The sequence below is a fragment of the Paenibacillus sp. B1-35 genome, assembly GCF_050474385.1.
Lineage (GTDB): Bacteria > Bacillota > Bacilli > Paenibacillales > Paenibacillaceae > Paenibacillus_B > Paenibacillus_B alvei.
This window is the reverse complement of sequence record NZ_JBCHVJ010000005.1, coordinates 47,303-64,674: the sequence shown is the minus strand read 5'-3', so window position 1 is coordinate 64,674 and position 17,372 is coordinate 47,303. Positions and strand designations below refer to the sequence as shown.

Annotated in this window: 10 protein-coding genes; 7 read left to right on the top strand and 3 right to left on the bottom strand. The window is 48.3% G+C overall.

The genetic code is table 11. From position 1 onward, the window contains the following. Nucleotides 1-342: 342 nt before the first annotated feature. Nucleotides 343-1,155, bottom strand: coding sequence for an OmpA/MotB family protein (locus tag ACQ5BJ_RS17035; RefSeq protein ID WP_005544670.1), 813 nt, complete (start codon nucleotides 1,153-1,155; stop codon nucleotides 343-345). Then, a complete protein-coding gene (locus ACQ5BJ_RS17030; protein WP_268599111.1) occupies nucleotides 1,139-1,951 on the bottom strand; it encodes a flagellar motor protein in 813 nt (270 codons plus the stop codon). The genes ACQ5BJ_RS17035 and ACQ5BJ_RS17030 overlap by 17 nt, the downstream gene beginning before the upstream one ends. A gap of 497 nt (nucleotides 1,952-2,448) precedes the next feature. Here ACQ5BJ_RS17030 and uvrB point away from each other — a divergent pair, with 497 nt between their 5' ends. The 3 genes from uvrB (at nucleotide 2,449) to ACQ5BJ_RS17015 (ending at nucleotide 8,406) form a co-directional block, all read left to right on the top strand. Continuing rightward, nucleotides 2,449-4,446, top strand: a complete 1,998-nt coding sequence (uvrB, locus tag ACQ5BJ_RS17025) for an excinuclease ABC subunit UvrB (RefSeq protein WP_005544660.1) — start codon at nucleotides 2,449-2,451, stop codon at nucleotides 4,444-4,446. Nucleotides 4,447-4,514: 68 nt separating this feature from the next. Continuing rightward, on the top strand, nucleotides 4,515-7,391 hold the full coding sequence (gene uvrA / locus ACQ5BJ_RS17020) for an excinuclease ABC subunit UvrA (RefSeq protein ID WP_005544658.1): 2,877 nt from the start codon (nucleotides 4,515-4,517) through the stop codon (nucleotides 7,389-7,391). A 250-nt stretch (nucleotides 7,392-7,641) separates the two neighbouring features. Beyond that, nucleotides 7,642-8,406: an HAD family hydrolase gene (locus ACQ5BJ_RS17015; RefSeq protein ID WP_040735593.1), complete on the top strand. Its 765-nt coding sequence runs from the start codon at nucleotides 7,642-7,644 to the stop codon at nucleotides 8,404-8,406. 141 nt (nucleotides 8,407-8,547) lie between these two features. Here ACQ5BJ_RS17015 and ACQ5BJ_RS17010 read toward each other — a convergent pair whose 3' ends face one another. Next, nucleotides 8,548-10,170, bottom strand: a complete 1,623-nt coding sequence (locus ACQ5BJ_RS17010) for a nitrite/sulfite reductase (RefSeq protein WP_005544656.1) — start codon at nucleotides 10,168-10,170, stop codon at nucleotides 8,548-8,550. A gap of 432 nt (nucleotides 10,171-10,602) precedes the next feature. Here ACQ5BJ_RS17010 and ACQ5BJ_RS17005 point away from each other — a divergent pair, with 432 nt between their 5' ends. The 4 genes from ACQ5BJ_RS17005 (at nucleotide 10,603) to ACQ5BJ_RS16990 (ending at nucleotide 17,193) form a co-directional block, all read left to right on the top strand. After that, on the top strand, nucleotides 10,603-10,806 hold the full coding sequence (locus ACQ5BJ_RS17005; protein ID WP_005544655.1) for a DUF2759 family protein: 204 nt from the start codon (nucleotides 10,603-10,605) through the stop codon (nucleotides 10,804-10,806). 194 nt (nucleotides 10,807-11,000) lie between these two features. Continuing rightward, nucleotides 11,001-12,206, top strand: coding sequence for a S1C family serine protease (locus ACQ5BJ_RS17000; RefSeq protein WP_262866477.1), 1,206 nt, complete (start codon nucleotides 11,001-11,003; stop codon nucleotides 12,204-12,206). A 60-nt stretch (nucleotides 12,207-12,266) separates the two neighbouring features. Then, a complete protein-coding gene (locus ACQ5BJ_RS16995) occupies nucleotides 12,267-14,318 on the top strand; it encodes a copper amine oxidase N-terminal domain-containing protein (protein WP_005544652.1) in 2,052 nt (683 codons plus the stop codon). Nucleotides 14,319-14,580: 262 nt separating this feature from the next. After that, the gene (locus ACQ5BJ_RS16990) at nucleotides 14,581-17,193 is read left to right on the top strand and encodes a DUF3656 domain-containing U32 family peptidase (protein ID WP_430111661.1); all 2,613 of its coding nucleotides are present in this window, start codon (nucleotides 14,581-14,583) and stop codon (nucleotides 17,191-17,193) included. The last annotated feature ends 179 nt before the right edge of the window (nucleotides 17,194-17,372 follow it).

The window sequence follows — 17,372 nt, the reverse complement described above, 5'->3', positions numbered from 1 at the left end:
AGAGTTTCTTTCATTCATCTTATTTTTTTGTAGTAGGATGTTTATTGGATAAAATACCGAGCTTGATATATGTTGGTACAATAATATCGACCATAGGTGTCGAATCGATAATAAAAAGGGATTGACCAAATGCTGTTTACAGCTGCACTGGTCAATCCCTTTGTTTTTTATGAGTCGAATTTAGAACTCTTGTGGATTGTGGATAAAATCAAGTGAAAACGATGATATTGTCGACAAGTTGTTAACATTCTGTAGATAAATCCGTGAATAAAGTGGATAAGTCCAGTTTCCCTTGTGTATAACTACTGGATAACCATTTTGGTGGAGCTGTTAACTACTCGCTTATTGGATCATTTTCCGCAGAACGATAATCTCTACACGCCGATTTTGTTGTCGATGCTGTTCGGTATCGTTATCCACAAGTGGGCGCGTGTCCCCATATCCGGCAATTTGGAATTGGTCTGCATCCAGCTTATTGTCGTCGACAAAGTAGCGAAGTACAGATAGAGCACGGGCAGCAGACAGCTCCCAGTTATCTTTATACCGTCCGCCTTGTGCAAACGGCAAATTATCCGTATGCCCTTCGATACTGATTAACGTGCTCAGCTTAGGAAATAAGGTAGCGAGCTTCTTCAGCGGTGGCAGTGCATTTTCCTTTAAATCCGCACGACTTAGGTCGAACAACAGGCGGTCGCTCATTCGAATGGCGATGCCTTTGGGTGTATCAGATACGGTAATTTGACTTCCAAGCTTATTGTCATCCACATACTGTTGAATGACGCCCATAAAGTTTTTTAGCTCTGCTTCTTGCTTGCGGAAGGCTAGGTCCTTATTCGTAATTGTACCGATAGCCACCGCTTTTTCCTCTTTGTCTTTGCCGCTTGACCCATCTTGCTGCTTTTGCTTATCCCCAGTTTGTCCAGGCTTAGAATAAGCTCCATCTAGAATGGTAGAGCCCTTTAAAGACGTATCCGTATTTCGGAAGGATAGCTGTAGGGTTTCAGATAGTGACTCGTATTTATCCACATCAACTTTACTCATCGCGTACATGACGACGAAAAAGATCATGAGCAAGGTAATGAGATCCGCGTAAGTAATGAGCCAGCGCTCGTGGTTTTCAGCGCGTGCCGCTTGTTTTCTATTTCTGCGTCTCATGGATCATCCCCCGGTTTGCTTCAGGAACCAATTTCAGCGGCGCGAAGGAGTCTTCGGCAAGCAGGAACGATCCCAGCTTTTTGCGAATGAGTTGCGGGTTCTCACCAGCTTGTACTGCTAATACGCCGTATTCGATCATTTCCATCACACGCAAGTCTTCCATGCTTCGCGCTTTGATTTTGCTTGCAATCGGCAAGTATATAATATTCGCAGTTGCAACACCGTATAAGGTAGCTGTGAAGGCAACGGCAATCGATGGCCCAAGTGTCGAGGGATCCGACAAATTGGCAAGAACATGAATCAGTCCCATGACTGTTCCGATGATCCCCATTGTTGGCGCATAGCCGCCAGCAGCCTCGAACATTTTAGCATAACCTTCATGCTTTTCTTCAATTGCATCCATCTCCAGCTCCATCATCTGCTTTACGAGCTCGGGATCGGTCCCGTCCACAATCATCATAATACCATCACGCAAATAGCCATTGTCATGCTTGTGGATGCTGTTCTCCAATGCAAGTACACCTTCGCGACGAGCGACAGTGCTCATCGCAACAATGTCGTCAATTAATTGCTGTGGGTTCTCAGTGCTGCGGCCGAAGGCCATCTTAAGCGCATTCGGAATGCTGCGCAGCCGCTTGCCAGGGAAGCTGATGACGACGGCGGCAATCGTGCCGCCGAACACGATAAGTGCAGCCGTTTTTTCCCAGAGACCGCCCATTTGGCCGCCTTCCCATAGGAAGCCCCCGATGAGTGCAGCCAAGCCGGCAAGAATACCAATAACAGTTGTTTTGTCCATAGAAATAATCCTCTCTCCCGTTCAATGTTTCCCATTTGCATCCAATCGACGAAAAGAGTATAATGGAAAAGGGAACAAACATTCTTATTTTTTCATATGTAAAGATGATATCCGCCTCATGCGGGACCTTCTTTGCAACAATTTTGCAAGCAATATGATAATGCCAACAGACCTGTGCGAAGTTTTTTTTCGCGATGCTGTTCCTGATATGTTTATCGGGTGGAAAATGGGTAAAGTTTAGGGAAGGGGCAGGTTCTCAGAGCTGTGCCGAAGTTTTGAGTCGAGAGTCCTAGAATGTCCCAGAATAATGAAAATTTGTGCTTATATGCAGGAGTATATGCCTATAAGCAATGGCATGATAAGGAAGCTTTTTCTGCAATAAACGAATGTTCACTGTACAGGTCATGAGCACGGCTGCTTGATTTTGGCTTCGACTCTCGACTGATGCAGTTCATCATATGAAATATACATGATATTAAATAGAAAGCGGTGAAGTTGTGACGGACTTTGAAAGGGAAGAGAGGCCTTTTGAGCTAGTATCTGATTTTTCTCCTCAGGGGGATCAGCCTAAGGCGATTGAACAATTGGTTGAGGGCATTAATCAAGGGAAACGGTATCAGACGCTGCTTGGAGCGACCGGAACAGGGAAAACCTTTACGATTGCCCAAACAATAGCGCGTTTGAACCGTCCGACGCTTATTATTGCCCATAATAAGACACTGGCAGCACAGTTGTGCAGTGAGTTCAAGGAATTTTTCCCGAACAATGCCGTGTCTTATTTTGTCAGTTACTACGATTACTATCAGCCGGAAGCCTATATTCCTTCTTCCGATACGTACATCGAGAAGGATTCGAGTATTAATGAGGAGATTGATAAGCTGCGCCACTCGGCGACAAGTTCCTTGTTCGAACGCCGTGACGTGATTATCGTAGCGAGCGTGTCGTGCATATATGGCTTGGGTTCCCCGATGGAATACGGCAATCTAGTGTTGTCGCTGCGAGTAGGTATGGAAAAGCCGCGCAACACAATCCTTAGCAAGCTGGTAGACATCCAATATCAGCGCAATGATATGAACTTCACACGCGGTACGTTCCGCGTACGAGGCGATGTAGTTGAAATCTTTCCTGCCTCGAATGGCGAAAATGCAGTTCGCGTCGAACTGTTCGGCGATGAGATCGAGCGTATAACCGAAATCGACGTTTTGACAGGAGAGATTATCGGCGAGCGTGAGCATGTTGCGATCTTCCCGGCTTCTCACTTCGTAACGAGAGAAGAAACGATGAAGCTGGCTCTTGTCAATATTGAGCGGGAATTGGAAGAGCGGTTAGAAGAACTGCGAAGTATGGGCAAGCTGTTAGAAGCACAACGATTGGAGCAGCGTACTCGTTATGATATCGAGATGATGCAGGAGATGGGCTTTTGTTCGGGTATCGAGAACTACTCTGGCCCGCTTACATTCCGCGAGCGCGGCGCTACGCCTTATACGCTGCTCGATTATTTCCCTGACGACTTCCTTGTCGTGGTCGACGAGTCTCATGTTACGCTCCCGCAGGTTCGGGCGATGTACAATGGAGACAAAGCGCGTAAGGAAGTACTTGTTGAGCATGGTTTCCGCCTGCCGTCGGCATTGGACAATCGACCGCTCAAGTTTGAGGAGTTCGAACAAAAGGTAGGTCAAGCGGTGTTCGTATCGGCCACACCAGGACCATACGAGCTGGAGCATTGTCCGAAGATGGTCGAGCAAATTATCCGGCCGACAGGACTGCTGGATCCGATTATCGAGGTACGCCCAACGAAAGGACAGATTGACGATCTGATTGAAGAAATCCGCATACGCTTGGATAGGGAAGAGCGCGTCCTTGTCACGACATTGACGAAGAAGATGTCCGAGGATTTAACGGACTATTTGAAGGAGATCGGCATCAAGGTTCGCTATTTGCACTCTGATATTAAGACATTGGAGCGTATGATGCTGCTGCGTGATTTGCGGCTTGGTGTATATGATGTGTTAGTCGGCATTAACTTGCTGCGTGAAGGTCTAGACTTGCCGGAAGTATCGCTGGTAGCGATACTGGACGCAGATAAGGAAGGCTTCTTGCGTGCGGAACGCTCCCTCATTCAAACGATAGGGCGTGCGGCGCGGAATGCATCGGGACTTGTTATCATGTACGGGGATAAAATAACGGATTCGATGCATAAGGCTATTACCGAAACAGAGCGTCGTCGCCGCATTCAGATGGCGTTCAATGAAGAGCATGGCATTACGCCGCAGACGATTCGCAAGAAAGTGCGCGATGTGATCGAGGCAACGAAGACGGCGGAGACGAAGGAAGACTACAACATAAGCAAGTCTGTCGAGAAGATGTCGAAGAAGGATCGCCAGTCGGTCATTCAGCGCTTGGAAGCGGAAATGAAAGATGCAGCGAAAAACCTTCAATTCGAGCGCGCGGCCGAGCTGCGTGATGCTTTGCTGGAATTGAAGGCGATGGACTAACATAGAGCAGTGATTTTAGATGCCGTGCTTGGTTCGAGTGAACCTGAACGAGCAGGAGGGGTATTCCATTGGCTAGTGAACATATTGTAATCAAAGGGGCACGCGCCCACAATTTGAAAAATATCGATGTAACGATTCCGCGTGACAAGTTTGTTGTACTTACGGGCCTAAGCGGTTCGGGCAAATCGTCATTAGCCTTCGACACGATTTATGCCGAGGGACAGCGCCGCTATGTGGAATCCCTATCCGCTTACGCGCGTCAATTTTTAGGGCAGATGGAGAAGCCGGATGTCGACTCGATCGATGGGCTTTCTCCAGCTATCTCGATTGACCAGAAGACGACAAGCCGGAATCCGCGCTCAACGGTTGGTACAGTTACTGAAATTTATGACTACCTTCGCCTGTTGTTCGCGCGCATTGGTCATCCGCATTGTCCGGAACACGGGATTGAGATTACGTCGCAAACGGTAGAACAAATGGTAGACCGTATCATGACGTACCCTGAGCGTACTAAGCTTCAACTGCTTGCCCCTGTCATCTCTGGTCGTAAAGGGGAGCATAAGACTGTATTTGCTGATATCCAAAAGCAAGGCTTCGTGCGGGTACGTGTAGATGGGGAAATACGCGATGTGTCTGAGACGATTGAATTGGAGAAAAATCGGAAGCACACGATAGAAGTGGTTGTAGACCGAATCGTCGTGAAGGAAGATGTACAATCGCGTCTTGCCGATTCCATTGAGACCGCATTGAAGCTGTCAGGAGGCAAGCTGATTGTGGATATTATCGGCGAGGAGGAGCTTGTATTCAGTTCGAATTTGGCTTGTCCCGAGTGCGGATTCAGTATAGATGAGCTTGCTCCGCGTATGTTCTCCTTCAATAGTCCATTTGGTGCTTGTCCGGAATGTGATGGGCTCGGGATGAAGATGATTGTGGATCCGGAGCTGCTTGTGCCGGATCGTGAACGTACGATTGAAGATGGTGCTTTTGAGGCCTGGGCAGGCAGCACGTCGAACTACTACCCGCAGTTTCTTGCTGCGGTATGTGAACATTACGGAATTGCTACGGATGTGCCGGTGTCGCAGTTGGATAAGGAGCAGATGTCTAAGCTGATGAATGGTACGGGCGGGGAGAAGGTTCGTTTCCGCTATGAGAATGATTTCGGTCATAAGAAGGAAGCGTACGTGCCGTTCGAAGGAATCGTTCATAACTTGGAGCGTCGTTATCGCGAAACGGCATCAGAAGGCATTCGTGAGTATATTGAAGGCTTTATGAGTGCAAAGCCGTGCGGATCTTGTAAAGGTCATCGCCTGCGCAAGGAAAGCTTGGCGGTTACGGTTGGCAAGGAAAACATGGCCTATGTAACCTCCCTCTCAATTGGGGAAGCACAGCGCTTCTTCAGCGGCTTGGAGCTGACGGAGAAGGAACAATTGATTGCGCATCTTATTTTGAAGGAGATTAATTCTCGCCTAGGCTTTTTAGTGAATGTTGGGCTTGAATATTTAACTTTAAACCGCGCAGCGGGAACACTGTCTGGCGGTGAGGCACAGCGCATTCGCCTGGCGACCCAGATTGGCTCTAGCTTAATGGGTGTTCTATACATTTTGGACGAGCCTAGTATTGGCTTGCATCAACGGGACAATGACCGTTTGATTCAGACGCTGGAGCATATGCGTGATTTGGGGAATACATTGATTGTCGTTGAGCACGATGAGGATACGATGCTGGCAGCCGATTATATTATCGACATCGGTCCAGGCGCTGGAATCCATGGCGGTATGGTTGTGGCTGAGGGAACGCCGAACCAGATCATGAAGGACAAGAACTCGCTGACGGGTCAATATTTGAGCGGCCGCAAGTTCATTCCGGTACCTGAGGAACGCCGTCAGAATGATGGACGCTGGCTGGAAGTTCGCGGGGCGAAGGAGAACAATTTGCGGGGCGTTCATGTCAAGATTCCGCTTGGCGTCTTTACAGCCGTTACGGGTGTATCCGGTTCTGGTAAATCGACACTCGTTAACGAGATACTATATAAGACACTGGCACGCGACCTGAATAAAGCGAAGGTTCGCCCGGGCGAGCATAAGGAAATTCGCGGACTAGAGCATATCGATAAGGTCATTGATATTGACCAATCACCGATTGGACGGACTCCGCGCTCGAATCCGGCAACGTATACAGGCGTGTTCGACGATATCCGCGACCTGTTCGCGTCTACAAATGAAGCGAAAATTCGCGGCTACAAGAAGGGACGCTTCAGCTTCAACGTGAAGGGCGGCCGCTGTGAAGCATGTCGCGGCGACGGGATTATTAAGATTGAGATGCACTTCCTGCCTGACGTATATGTGCCTTGCGAGGTATGTAAGGGCAAACGCTATAACCGTGAAACACTGGAAGTGAAATATAAAGGGAAAAACATTGCAGACGTGCTGGAAATGACGGTGGAAGATGCCGTAGAGTTCTTCCAGAACGTTCCGCGCATTCATCGCAAGATTCAAACGATACTTGATGTCGGCCTTGGCTATATGAAGCTTGGACAGCCGGCGACAACGCTGTCTGGCGGTGAGGCACAGCGAGTCAAGCTGGCGGCTGAGCTTTATCGCCGCAGTACAGGCAAGACGATTTATATTTTGGATGAGCCGACTACAGGTCTCCATGTTGCGGATATTGATCGTTTGCTGCAGGTGCTCCACCGCCTTGTAGACTCCGGTGAGACGGTGCTTGTCATCGAACATAATTTGGATGTCATCAAGACAGCTGACTATATTATCGATTTGGGACCGGAAGGCGGCAGCGGCGGTGGCTCAATCGTTGCTCACGGTACCCCGGAACAGGTGGTAACTGTACCAGCTTCTTATACAGGCAAGTACTTGAAGCCGATTTTGGAGCGGGATGCGGAACGTACGAAGCAGTTAATGAAGAAGGAACGAGAAGCTCAGAACGTATAAATAAAGGCAGCAATTTGCTAGAGAAAAGAGCACGGTTCGGCTTATATGGTCAACTGTGTTCTTTTTTGCATGCTGATTCAAGCCGTGGAGGATCAACAATAGAGAACCAGGAAATGCCATGATGCCCTTTTATCCATTATCAAGTTTCTATTTTAGAATTTATAAAGTTGGAAAGGGGGCAGGCAGGAGACCATGCTTTGTCTGCCGAATTGGTAGGGCAACGATATTGTTCAAGCAGAGGATGGTGCAGATGGTACAGCTTCAAGTTGGTTCATGCAGCACGAAGGTACGAGGGATCTTATTCGATAAGGATGGAACATTACTGCAGTTCATTAGCTTATGGGGCTGGTGGGCAGAGAAGGTAATGAAGGACTTGGAAATGGAGCTGAAAAAAGAAGGAGGCTCTTTGCCGGAAGATCCAGGATATATATTAGGTGTCCATATTGATGCTGATGGATCAATTCGATCGCATGATCGGCAAGGGCCGCTTGCGATGGGGTCCCCGACGCAAATGATTTCGATTGCGACATACCTGCTCTATAAGGAAGGGGTTCCATGGAATCAGGCAGTGCAACGGATGACAGCCTTATTTGAAGAGGCAAACGAGCAATTGTTGGAGCACGCGAATATTGTTCCTGTTACCGGTGTCGTTCCGTTCCTAGAGCGCTGCCGTCAGCATGGACTTCGCATGGCGGTAGTTACGGCAGATGATAAAGGACCATCAGAGCAGCATTTGCAGAAGATGGGGATACGCCACTACTTTGATGCTGTAGTAGGTGATGATTGCGTATCCCAAGGGAAGCCTTATCCGGACATGGTGGAATTGGCATGCCGTGAGATTGGTTTGGAACCGCATGAAATCATCGTTATCGGGGATTCGGTCGGCGACATGGAGATGGGGCGTGCAGCCGGGTCAAGTCTACAGGTATTCATCGATGAGGCGAACCAGTTCGACACTGCACCTGAGTCCGCAGATGTAATGATTCGATCGTATGAGGAAATTGAGATGATATAGCTTGGCTGATGCAGCAATTCATGAGAATCAGCATAGTGACGAAGCGAAGAGACCAACCAAAGCATGATGCTGAGGCTGGTCTCTCGTTCATTGCGCAGGTGGAGGGAAAGCTTGCGAGGATGTATTCATTCACTATCGAGACTAGCAGATAGGAGCGGCCAATATTTCAGTTAGGCGCTGCTGGAACGCATCCGCTCCTACGCGAAGGAAGAAGCTGTGGAACGTCTCTTTAGACTTGCGTTCCTGCTTGTAAAAACGAAGAAGCTGCTCAAGAACGTAAGGGACATCGTCTCCCTTTACACGTCCTTTCAATGTGGTGTTGAAACGGGCATTCGGTCCAAGTATGCCGCCAACCGCGATATCGAAGGCGTCAACCATGCCCTGCTCAGTTTTCACAAGAGCTCCTTGCAGTCCAATATCAGCCACATGCTTTTGTCCGCATGCATTTGGGCATCCAATGAAATGAATACGGATACGTTCATCCAGATCGGTAACATGCTCATCCAAGTAATCAGCTACCCGACGAGCACGTTCTTTCGTTTCTACAATAGCCAGATTGCAAAATTCGTTGCCTGTACATGATACCGTCCGGCTCATGAATGGCTTTGGATGTGGAGTGATGCGCTGCAGCACGGGAAGAGCGAGAACCTCATCGACTAGATGCTCAGGTATTCCTGTCAGAATGATGTTCTGGGACATCGTTGTCCGCAACAATCCGTCTCCATATGTTTCGGCTGCGTCCGCAAGCTGGCGGAACTCTTGGGCATTTAGCCGACCGATCGGCACATTTAAACCAATATAGAATAGACCATCCTGCTTCTGCGGATGTACTCCGTCAAAATATGCCGCTTGCCAGCCAACGGTCTTGTCTTCTCCACGAGCAGGAAATTTGCCGATGAGCTCTTCCAATCGAGTTTGAAAGGCATCAACTCCCCATGCAGCTATCAGGAATTTCAACCGTGCATGATGGCGCTTTTCACGGAAACCATGATCTCGGAACAAGGTAGTAACACCGATGGCTACCTTGAGTACCTCTTCAGGGCGGATGAACATATTCAGCTTCTGAGCTAAATGCGGTTTGGCAGATAGGCCGCCTCCAACATGGGCATGGAAGCCAAGTACTTCTTCGCCATCTATGATTTTGACGGCAGGGGTGAAGGCTAAGTCATTAATTTCAGCATGCGCGTTGTTATAGATGTTAGCGGATATCGACATTTTGTATTTGCGCGGCAAGTTAGAAAAGTCACGGTTTAAGAGAAAGAAATCATTTACTTCATTAACAAGCTCGGTCGTGTCGATTAATTCATCAGGGTCGATACCGGCAAGCGGATTGCCGACAATTGTGCGCGGGCAGTCGCCGCAAGCCTCATAAGAATAGAGTCCAACCTGTTGCAGACGATTAAATATATCAGGGAGGTTCTCAACTCGCAGCCAGTGGTATTGAATTGCTTGGCGTGTTGTTACGTCCATTAATCCCCGACCGTACAGATCTGCAATCTCTGCGAGCGCACGAGCTTGAACGGCGGACATAATCCCGGAATTGATGCGGATGCGCATCATAAAATGTCCGTCCTTTGGCTTTTGCTCGTAGACGCCAGCCCATTTAAATCGGCCCTTGTCATCCTCTGGGATAGATTCATAGCCTTGGTGCGCGTATGTTTCGATAATATCGCGGATGACATCAAGACCGTCCTTCTCCATTTTCACAAATTCAAACTTATTCAGCTTTGCGGTTTCTTTCATCCAAATCGGATCATAAGCCATGGCAGTTTCCTCACTTCCTTAACTTGTTTATTCCGATATAAATAGTAAGAATTATTGGTGAGGATATCGTAACATATTTCCAGTAAGGCGACAATGCGTGTATAAGACAAAGAGCTATTACAATTTCTAATAAATGCATTCAATATCTCTTATGAATGACACCCGGTGAACATGGTGAGATATTCCAACGAATATGAAGTTGAATATCGATCATGATTGTAGGTTATGATCGAAATCAAAATTGGATGAGGGCATGTCCATCATTCTCTTACTCAATGACATCTATCATGCTCAATTTCGGAGACGAGGGATAAAACATGAAATATTGGTGACAATCTTGTTAAATATGAAAAATTTGCCTTGCATCTTTTGCTGGGTAAATATAACATAGATGCATATGAGTATAATGCACGTGTAGAGGGAGGTCACACCATGTTTTTGGCCGAAGCAGCACAACAGAGCGAAAGTACCTATCAGCATTTTGATCTATTTATGATTGCGTTTACTTTAATCTTGATCTGGGCAGTTCTTCGCCAAATCAAGCAGCGTCCTCGCAACCTATTTGCGCTCGGCTTCGCCGTTGTGAGCTTGCTTGTATTTTTATATGCGGATTGGATAATGGTGCAGGGTTGGTAATCGCCATCCAGCTTTCTTACAATTGATCTTCACATAACACATAAGGCGATACATACATGTCTTGTACAAGCGGACTCCTTGGTGGATATCATCAAGGAGTCTTTTTTTCTTGCATAAGTTCTGTAGTTGGTGGAGAATGAGAAGGTAGATTGGGATGTCCCGATGGATGTGGGGACAAGAGGAGGAACAACCGAATGGTTGAGCGAGGAAAGAGAAGTCACACACGAAGTACAGCATTTATGGAGTTTATTCGAAACACAATGAAAAGAAGGCTCCTCCTTTTTGCGGCATTCGTGCTGTTTGGAGCGTCCGTTGTACCAGCTTCAGCAGGGGCAGAGGCGTCTTTTCGGGCCGTAAAGGTGAAGGACAAGGTATATGTGGAGGCAGAGGCGCTAGAGCAGATTGCGGGCGGCAAAGGTACTTATGATAACAAGTCCAATACATATCGATTTAAGTCGAATGATATACCTGCAATTGTAGAAAAAGTAAGTCCATCTGTCGTTTCTATCATTGGCAGGCAAGTGGATGCAGAAGATAATTCAGACAATTGGTTGTCTCATGGCACAGGTGTCGTGATTCGCAAGGATGGATGGATCGTTACCAATGCTCATGTGATTTTGGCGCTGAAGAAGCCGGTAGTTGTAACGCCGGAAGGGAAATCCTATGCCGTGTCCAAGTGGTTCGCAGATGAGGAGAGCGATATCGCCTTGATCAAAATTGCTGCTCAGAACATGAAGCCGGCCGTTTTTGTGCGTCCGAACTCGACGCTCAAGGTGGGGGAAGCGGTTGTAGCGCTTGGAACACCGGTCTCCTTTATGCTGCGCAATTCAGCGACTTCAGGCATTATTAGCGGTATCGACCGAGCTGTCGATTCCAGTTACAAGCTCATTCAGACGGATGCGGCGATTAACCCAGGCAATAGTGGGGGGCCGCTCGTGAATATGCGTGGCGAAGTAATAGGAATCAATTCGATGAAGTTCGCAGCTGTAGGGATTGAGAACATGGGATTCACAATTCCGGCAGATACAGTAACGATGGTAGTGCAGCACTTTTTCAAATATAGCAAGATGAAGCGGGCATCGATCGGCGTTGAGCTGGAAGAGAGCTGGGCTGCGTATGTAGGCTTGCCCACCGATGATCCGATCAGGGTGACGAATGTCGTGAGCCCACAAGCGAAAAAGGCAGGCATTGCAGAGGGCGATGTGCTGTATGCCATTAACGGCAAACCTGTGAAGACTTTGGTTGATGTGAATGAGGTTTTGAAGGTGTATTTGCCCGGACAACAGGTTAAGCTGACAATGCAAGCAAAAGGCAATCTTGTCACAAAGGTTGTTGCCTTGAGTGAGGCAACGAAGCCGGCAGTTAAAAAGGAATCTGAAGTTGATAAGAACATGGAGTAATGAATGATTGTTCCTAATTCAAATGTATAGAGTTGAAGATGCAAAGGGAGAGTGCCTCATATGGGAGAGACGACTCGATTTCCATTCTCTAGCCATTTTTGGCGGAAGAATATCGCGATTATGACGATGGCTGCAGTAGTAGCGGGGACAATAGGCTGGAGTGCATCCCCTACCTCGATCGCGGCAGCAAGCGCCGCGGTTCATCAAGAAGAATTGCTTCGATTGAAAGCGGGCAGTACAACTGCAATGTGGAATGGCGAGAAGCTGACAATTATTAAGCCATATGTTCGCCAAGGAGTAACGATGGTTCCGCTCAGCATTTTTACGAAAGTATTCGATGCGGATATGAAATGGGAGAAAAACGACGTTGTGATTTTGGACAGCGATGCTGCATCTATTCGTATGCGAATCGGTAAGAAGCAAGCAATGCTCAATGACAAGCTGGTCACACTGGCGGTGGCTCCTGAAATGACTGGCGGTACAGCGATGGTCCCGCTCAAGCCGCTTGCACAGGCTTTTGGAGCCTCATATTCGGTGGATAAGGATAACACGATTGTTCTACGCTGGAAGGAAGCAGGTACTCTCGCAGGTGCGGCTATAGATGTAAGTGCGAAGGCTGAGCGTGTCGGCGATTCTTACTATCAATGGAATATGGTATTGCCTAAAGGTTGGAGATATGAGAGTTTGATTCCTGATGAATCCAACATCATTTTTGCCAATCCGACGCGGCAAGTCTATATGACGATCGATGTACTGGATTGGAATTCGAAAGCACTGGAGCATTGGGCAGATATATTTAAGGGAAAACCAACAGAACAGCAATTAATGGAATACCTCCAAACGGAAGAGACGTATGGTATGTCCGGTGCTGAGTCTGAAATATCAGAATCACGTACAGGCAAGGTTGATGGTATTGCATATGCACAGGCTGTCATGGCTAATGAAGATGAAATGTATATTGCCCGCGTGCTCAGTACGAACGGTAAGCGTTATGTGGTGCGTATTTGGGATGATACTGCTCAGCAGACGAAGCAAATGCAGCAATATGTGCCGCTATTGAATACGTTCCGTCCAGACTATTCGGCAGTTGCAGGTACGTCCAATATTAGCTCGGTGAAGGATGGCTACCGCAATACGAAGTTATGGGGCAAGGGACTGACCATGGAGATCCCAGTAGAATGGGAAGCATCTGATACGTTTACTCAATCGTATGGGGCGAAAGATTGGGAGAAATATATCAATTATAATATCGCTTCCGCTGCACAAGGCACTACACTCGATCAAATGGTCAACAATCATGTCACCTTGCTCAAAAAGACAACCAAGCCTGAGCATTTGCAAATTGAGCCTGCACAGGACGTGAAGCTGGCGGATGGCAAAGCGGCAAAATCGATCTTGGTCAAGAGTCGGATTGACGAGAAAAACTGGAAGGTGACGATACAGCAGCTCGTTATCGATGAAGGTGTGCAGTATTTGATGATTTATCATTGCCCGGATAACCAGGAAGGTATCGCACTTGGCAAACGTATTCTTTCTTCAATGAAGGTGGACGGAAGCGTGAAGAAAGATCTCAACGAACCAGAAGACTTTCCGAAAGGCGACGATTGGTACAAGGATTGGGCTGCTTCCTCGCCTCGCAAAGCTGAGAATTACGGGTTTACGCTGCAAGTGCCGGATTGGTGGACAACCGGATTCTATGGTTGGGCAGACGAGTATTATGACAGTGAACAGGATTCAGGTGTGATTGCCTTATACACGCTGCCGAACAGCGGTTTCTCGATTCATGTGGATCCTGTGCGGACGGTAGAAGAGGCGTTTGCCATATGGGAAGATTATTACAAAGAAGAGGGAACTGCAAAGTTTGAAATTGTAAAGCAAGAGAAGACAACCGTTCAGGGACATAAGGCTTTGGTGGTAGAAATGAAAGGGATGAATGAACCAAGTCAAACGAGCTTTACGCAGAACATGCTGTTGATTGCCCGTGATGGCAAGGTATTCTCGCTTTTGTATTCCGTTGATAATTCCTCTTCAACACCGGAACTGCTTGACTCTTTGAAGCGTACGATGAAATCTTTTCAATTTACGGATCAAGTGACGAATAAGAAATCGTGATACAGGCAGCATCCTAGCCGTTCTGGCGGGATGCTGTTCTTTTCTTTTTTTGCATGTGGAAATATCCGTGCACAACCTGCAACGAGCAAGCTCATGCAGAGATCTGTACAGTGATAAAGAGTAATAAAGAGTGATAAAGGAAGTTCTAGCCTATACTGGAGTTTCAGCGTAAAGATCGCTATACTAATTGAAGCATATTTAAATAAGTAGATAGAGATGACCGCATCATGCGGCAATGGATAAATTAGCTTGGAGGATGAGCATGTCAACAATGAAGCAAGGGATACAGCGTGGAGATATCGAGCTGCTGGCGCCGGCTGGCGATTGGGATTGCATGCGTGCTGCAGTGGCAAATGGCGCGGACGCGATCTTTTTCGGAGTAGAGAAATTCAATGCGCGTGCGCGTGCGAACAATTTTCGTATGGATGATTTGCCGGACATTATGGCGTTTTTGCATAGTTATGGGGTTAAAGGATTTTTGACATTTAATATATTGGTGTTCGAAAATGAGCTTGAGGATGCGAAGGAGCTCATCGAGACATGTATCGATGCAGGCGTGGACGCAGTTATCGTGCAAGACTTGGGCTTGGTGAAAATGATTCGTGAAATTTCGCCGGACTTCCCGATCCACGGATCTACACAAATGACGATTACGTCGCCAGAAGCGGCTGAGTTTACGAAGCCGTATGGGATGGAGCGGGTCGTGCTTGGCCGTGAAAACAACTTGAAGCAAATTCAGAAGATTGGCGAGAAGGCCAACGTACCGATGGAAGTATTCGTGCATGGCGCACTGTGTGTCTCCTACTCTGGACAATGCTTGACGTCTGAAATGTGGGGCGGCCGCTCGGCGAACCGCGGTGAATGCGCACAGGCTTGTCGTTTGCCGTATGACATGATGGTTGACGGCGAGCATCAGCCGATGGGCGATGTGACGTATTTGCTGTCGCCGAAGGATTTGGCGGCCATTGATATTGTGCCAGAGTTGATTGAAGCGGGTGTCACGTCTTTTAAAATCGAAGGCCGCATGAAGCAGCCAGAATATGTAGCGAATGTGGTGAGCAAGTATCGCAAAGCGATTGATGACTACTTCGATGGCAATTGGGCTGGCCCATCGAAGGAAGAAGTCCGTGAGCTTCAGCAAAGCTTTTCTCGCGGCTTCACGCACGGCTTCTTGAAGGGAACGAACAACAAGCAGCTTGTGGACGGAACGTTCCCGAAAAGCCGCGGTGTATACGTGGGTACCGTACAGCAGGTACTGCGCGACGGTGTCGTATGTAAGCTGGAAGCGCCTTTGAAGCGCGGCGACGGCATTGGCTTCGATGCCGGTGATCCGACGAAGAAGGAAGAGGGCGGGCGCATCTACGATTTGCGCCGTCAAGGCGTGAAACTGGAAGGCGAAGCGGAGGAAGGCTGGATCGTGGACATTGTGCCAGGACGCAATGACGTGGATCTGCGCCGTGTTCATGTTGGGGATCGCATCTGGAAGACGAGCGACCAGGCGCTCGATAAGCGCATGCGTGCTACGTTTGAGACGGACAAGCCATACCGTGTCTTCCCTGTGCATGTGCGCGTAGAAGGCCGTGCTGGCGAACCATTGCGTACTTGGTGGACGGATGTACAAAAAGAAACGGTTGTCCAAGTAGATTCGGAATTGCCGCTTGATGTTGCACAAAAACGTCCAATGGACGAAGCGCTTCTTCGCGAGCAGTTCGGTCGTCTTGGCGGCACGGTGTATCAGCTTGAGGCCTTGGAAGCGGCGCTAGAAGGCGACGTCATTGTTCCGATGCGCGAATTAAATGCGATTCGTCGTCGTGCTGTGGAAGAGCTTGCTGGCGAGCGTCCGAAGCCACCGGTATACGTGAAGCACGATATCGAGGCTATGGGGGATGCCGTTAAAGAGCAAACACCAGTGCCATTCGGCGGTGCGCAATTGACAGCGCTGTGCCGCAACTTGGAGCAGGTGCAGGCTGCCGTGAAGACGGATGTGGCATTGATCTATGCTGACTTCGAATTCATTAAGCAATTCCCGGCTGCCATTGAGGCATGCCGCGCTGCAGGCAAACCGATTGCGCTGGTCACGCCGCGCATCCATATGCCGAACGAGAACGGGTACCATCGCAACATATTGAACCTGAAGCCGGATGCTGTTCTTGTCCGCAATACGGGAGCATTGAATTACTATCAATTGGAGAAGGCGGAGTGGGCAAGTAAGATGGCGGCCTCTGCGCATCCAAGCGAGGAGATCATGGAGCAGGCGGAGAATGATCCGAAGCTGGCTATCTGCCCAGGTAAACCGCAGGAAGAACCATTCCCGCAGCTAATCGGCGATTTCTCCTTGAACGTAGCGAACCATAAGACGGTGCAGCTGTTCAAGGAAGCGGGATTGGATCGCATTACGCCGTCGTATGACTTGAACATTCAGCAAATGGTCGATATGCTGCGTCATGCAGATACGTCGATGCTGGAAATCGTCATTCATCAGCATTTGCCGATGTTCCATACTGAGCACTGCGTGTACTGCACGTTCCTGAGCGAAGGAACGGACTACACGAACTGCGGTCGTCCGTGCGAAGAACATCGTGTATCGCTGCGTGACCGTATCGGCATGTCTCACCCAGTCCGTGTAGACGAAGGCTGCCGCAATACCGTATACAACGCGATTGAGCAGTCGGGCGCGGAGTATTTGGTCAACTTCCTGGAGCTAGGCGTTGGCACATACCGTGTCGAGTTCTTGGAGGAAACGCCAGAGCAAGTGCAGGAGGTTATCGACCTGTACGGCCGTGCGATTCGTGGCGAAATCAGCGGCACAGAAGTATGGCGCAAGCTGAAGGCAACGAACCAACTCGGCGTAACACGTGGGCAGTTAGTGAAGTAGGGAACGAATTATATAGCATATAAATGATAAAAGCAGGGCTGTGGGCCCTGCTTTTATCACTATATCACTTCTTGACATTCGTAGCTATTGGGGTGGCAAATGTCAATTCCAAGCTGACTTAATGATGTCTGCTAGCTTATTTTGATTACCAATCATATGTCTTTTGTAAGCTTACTAAT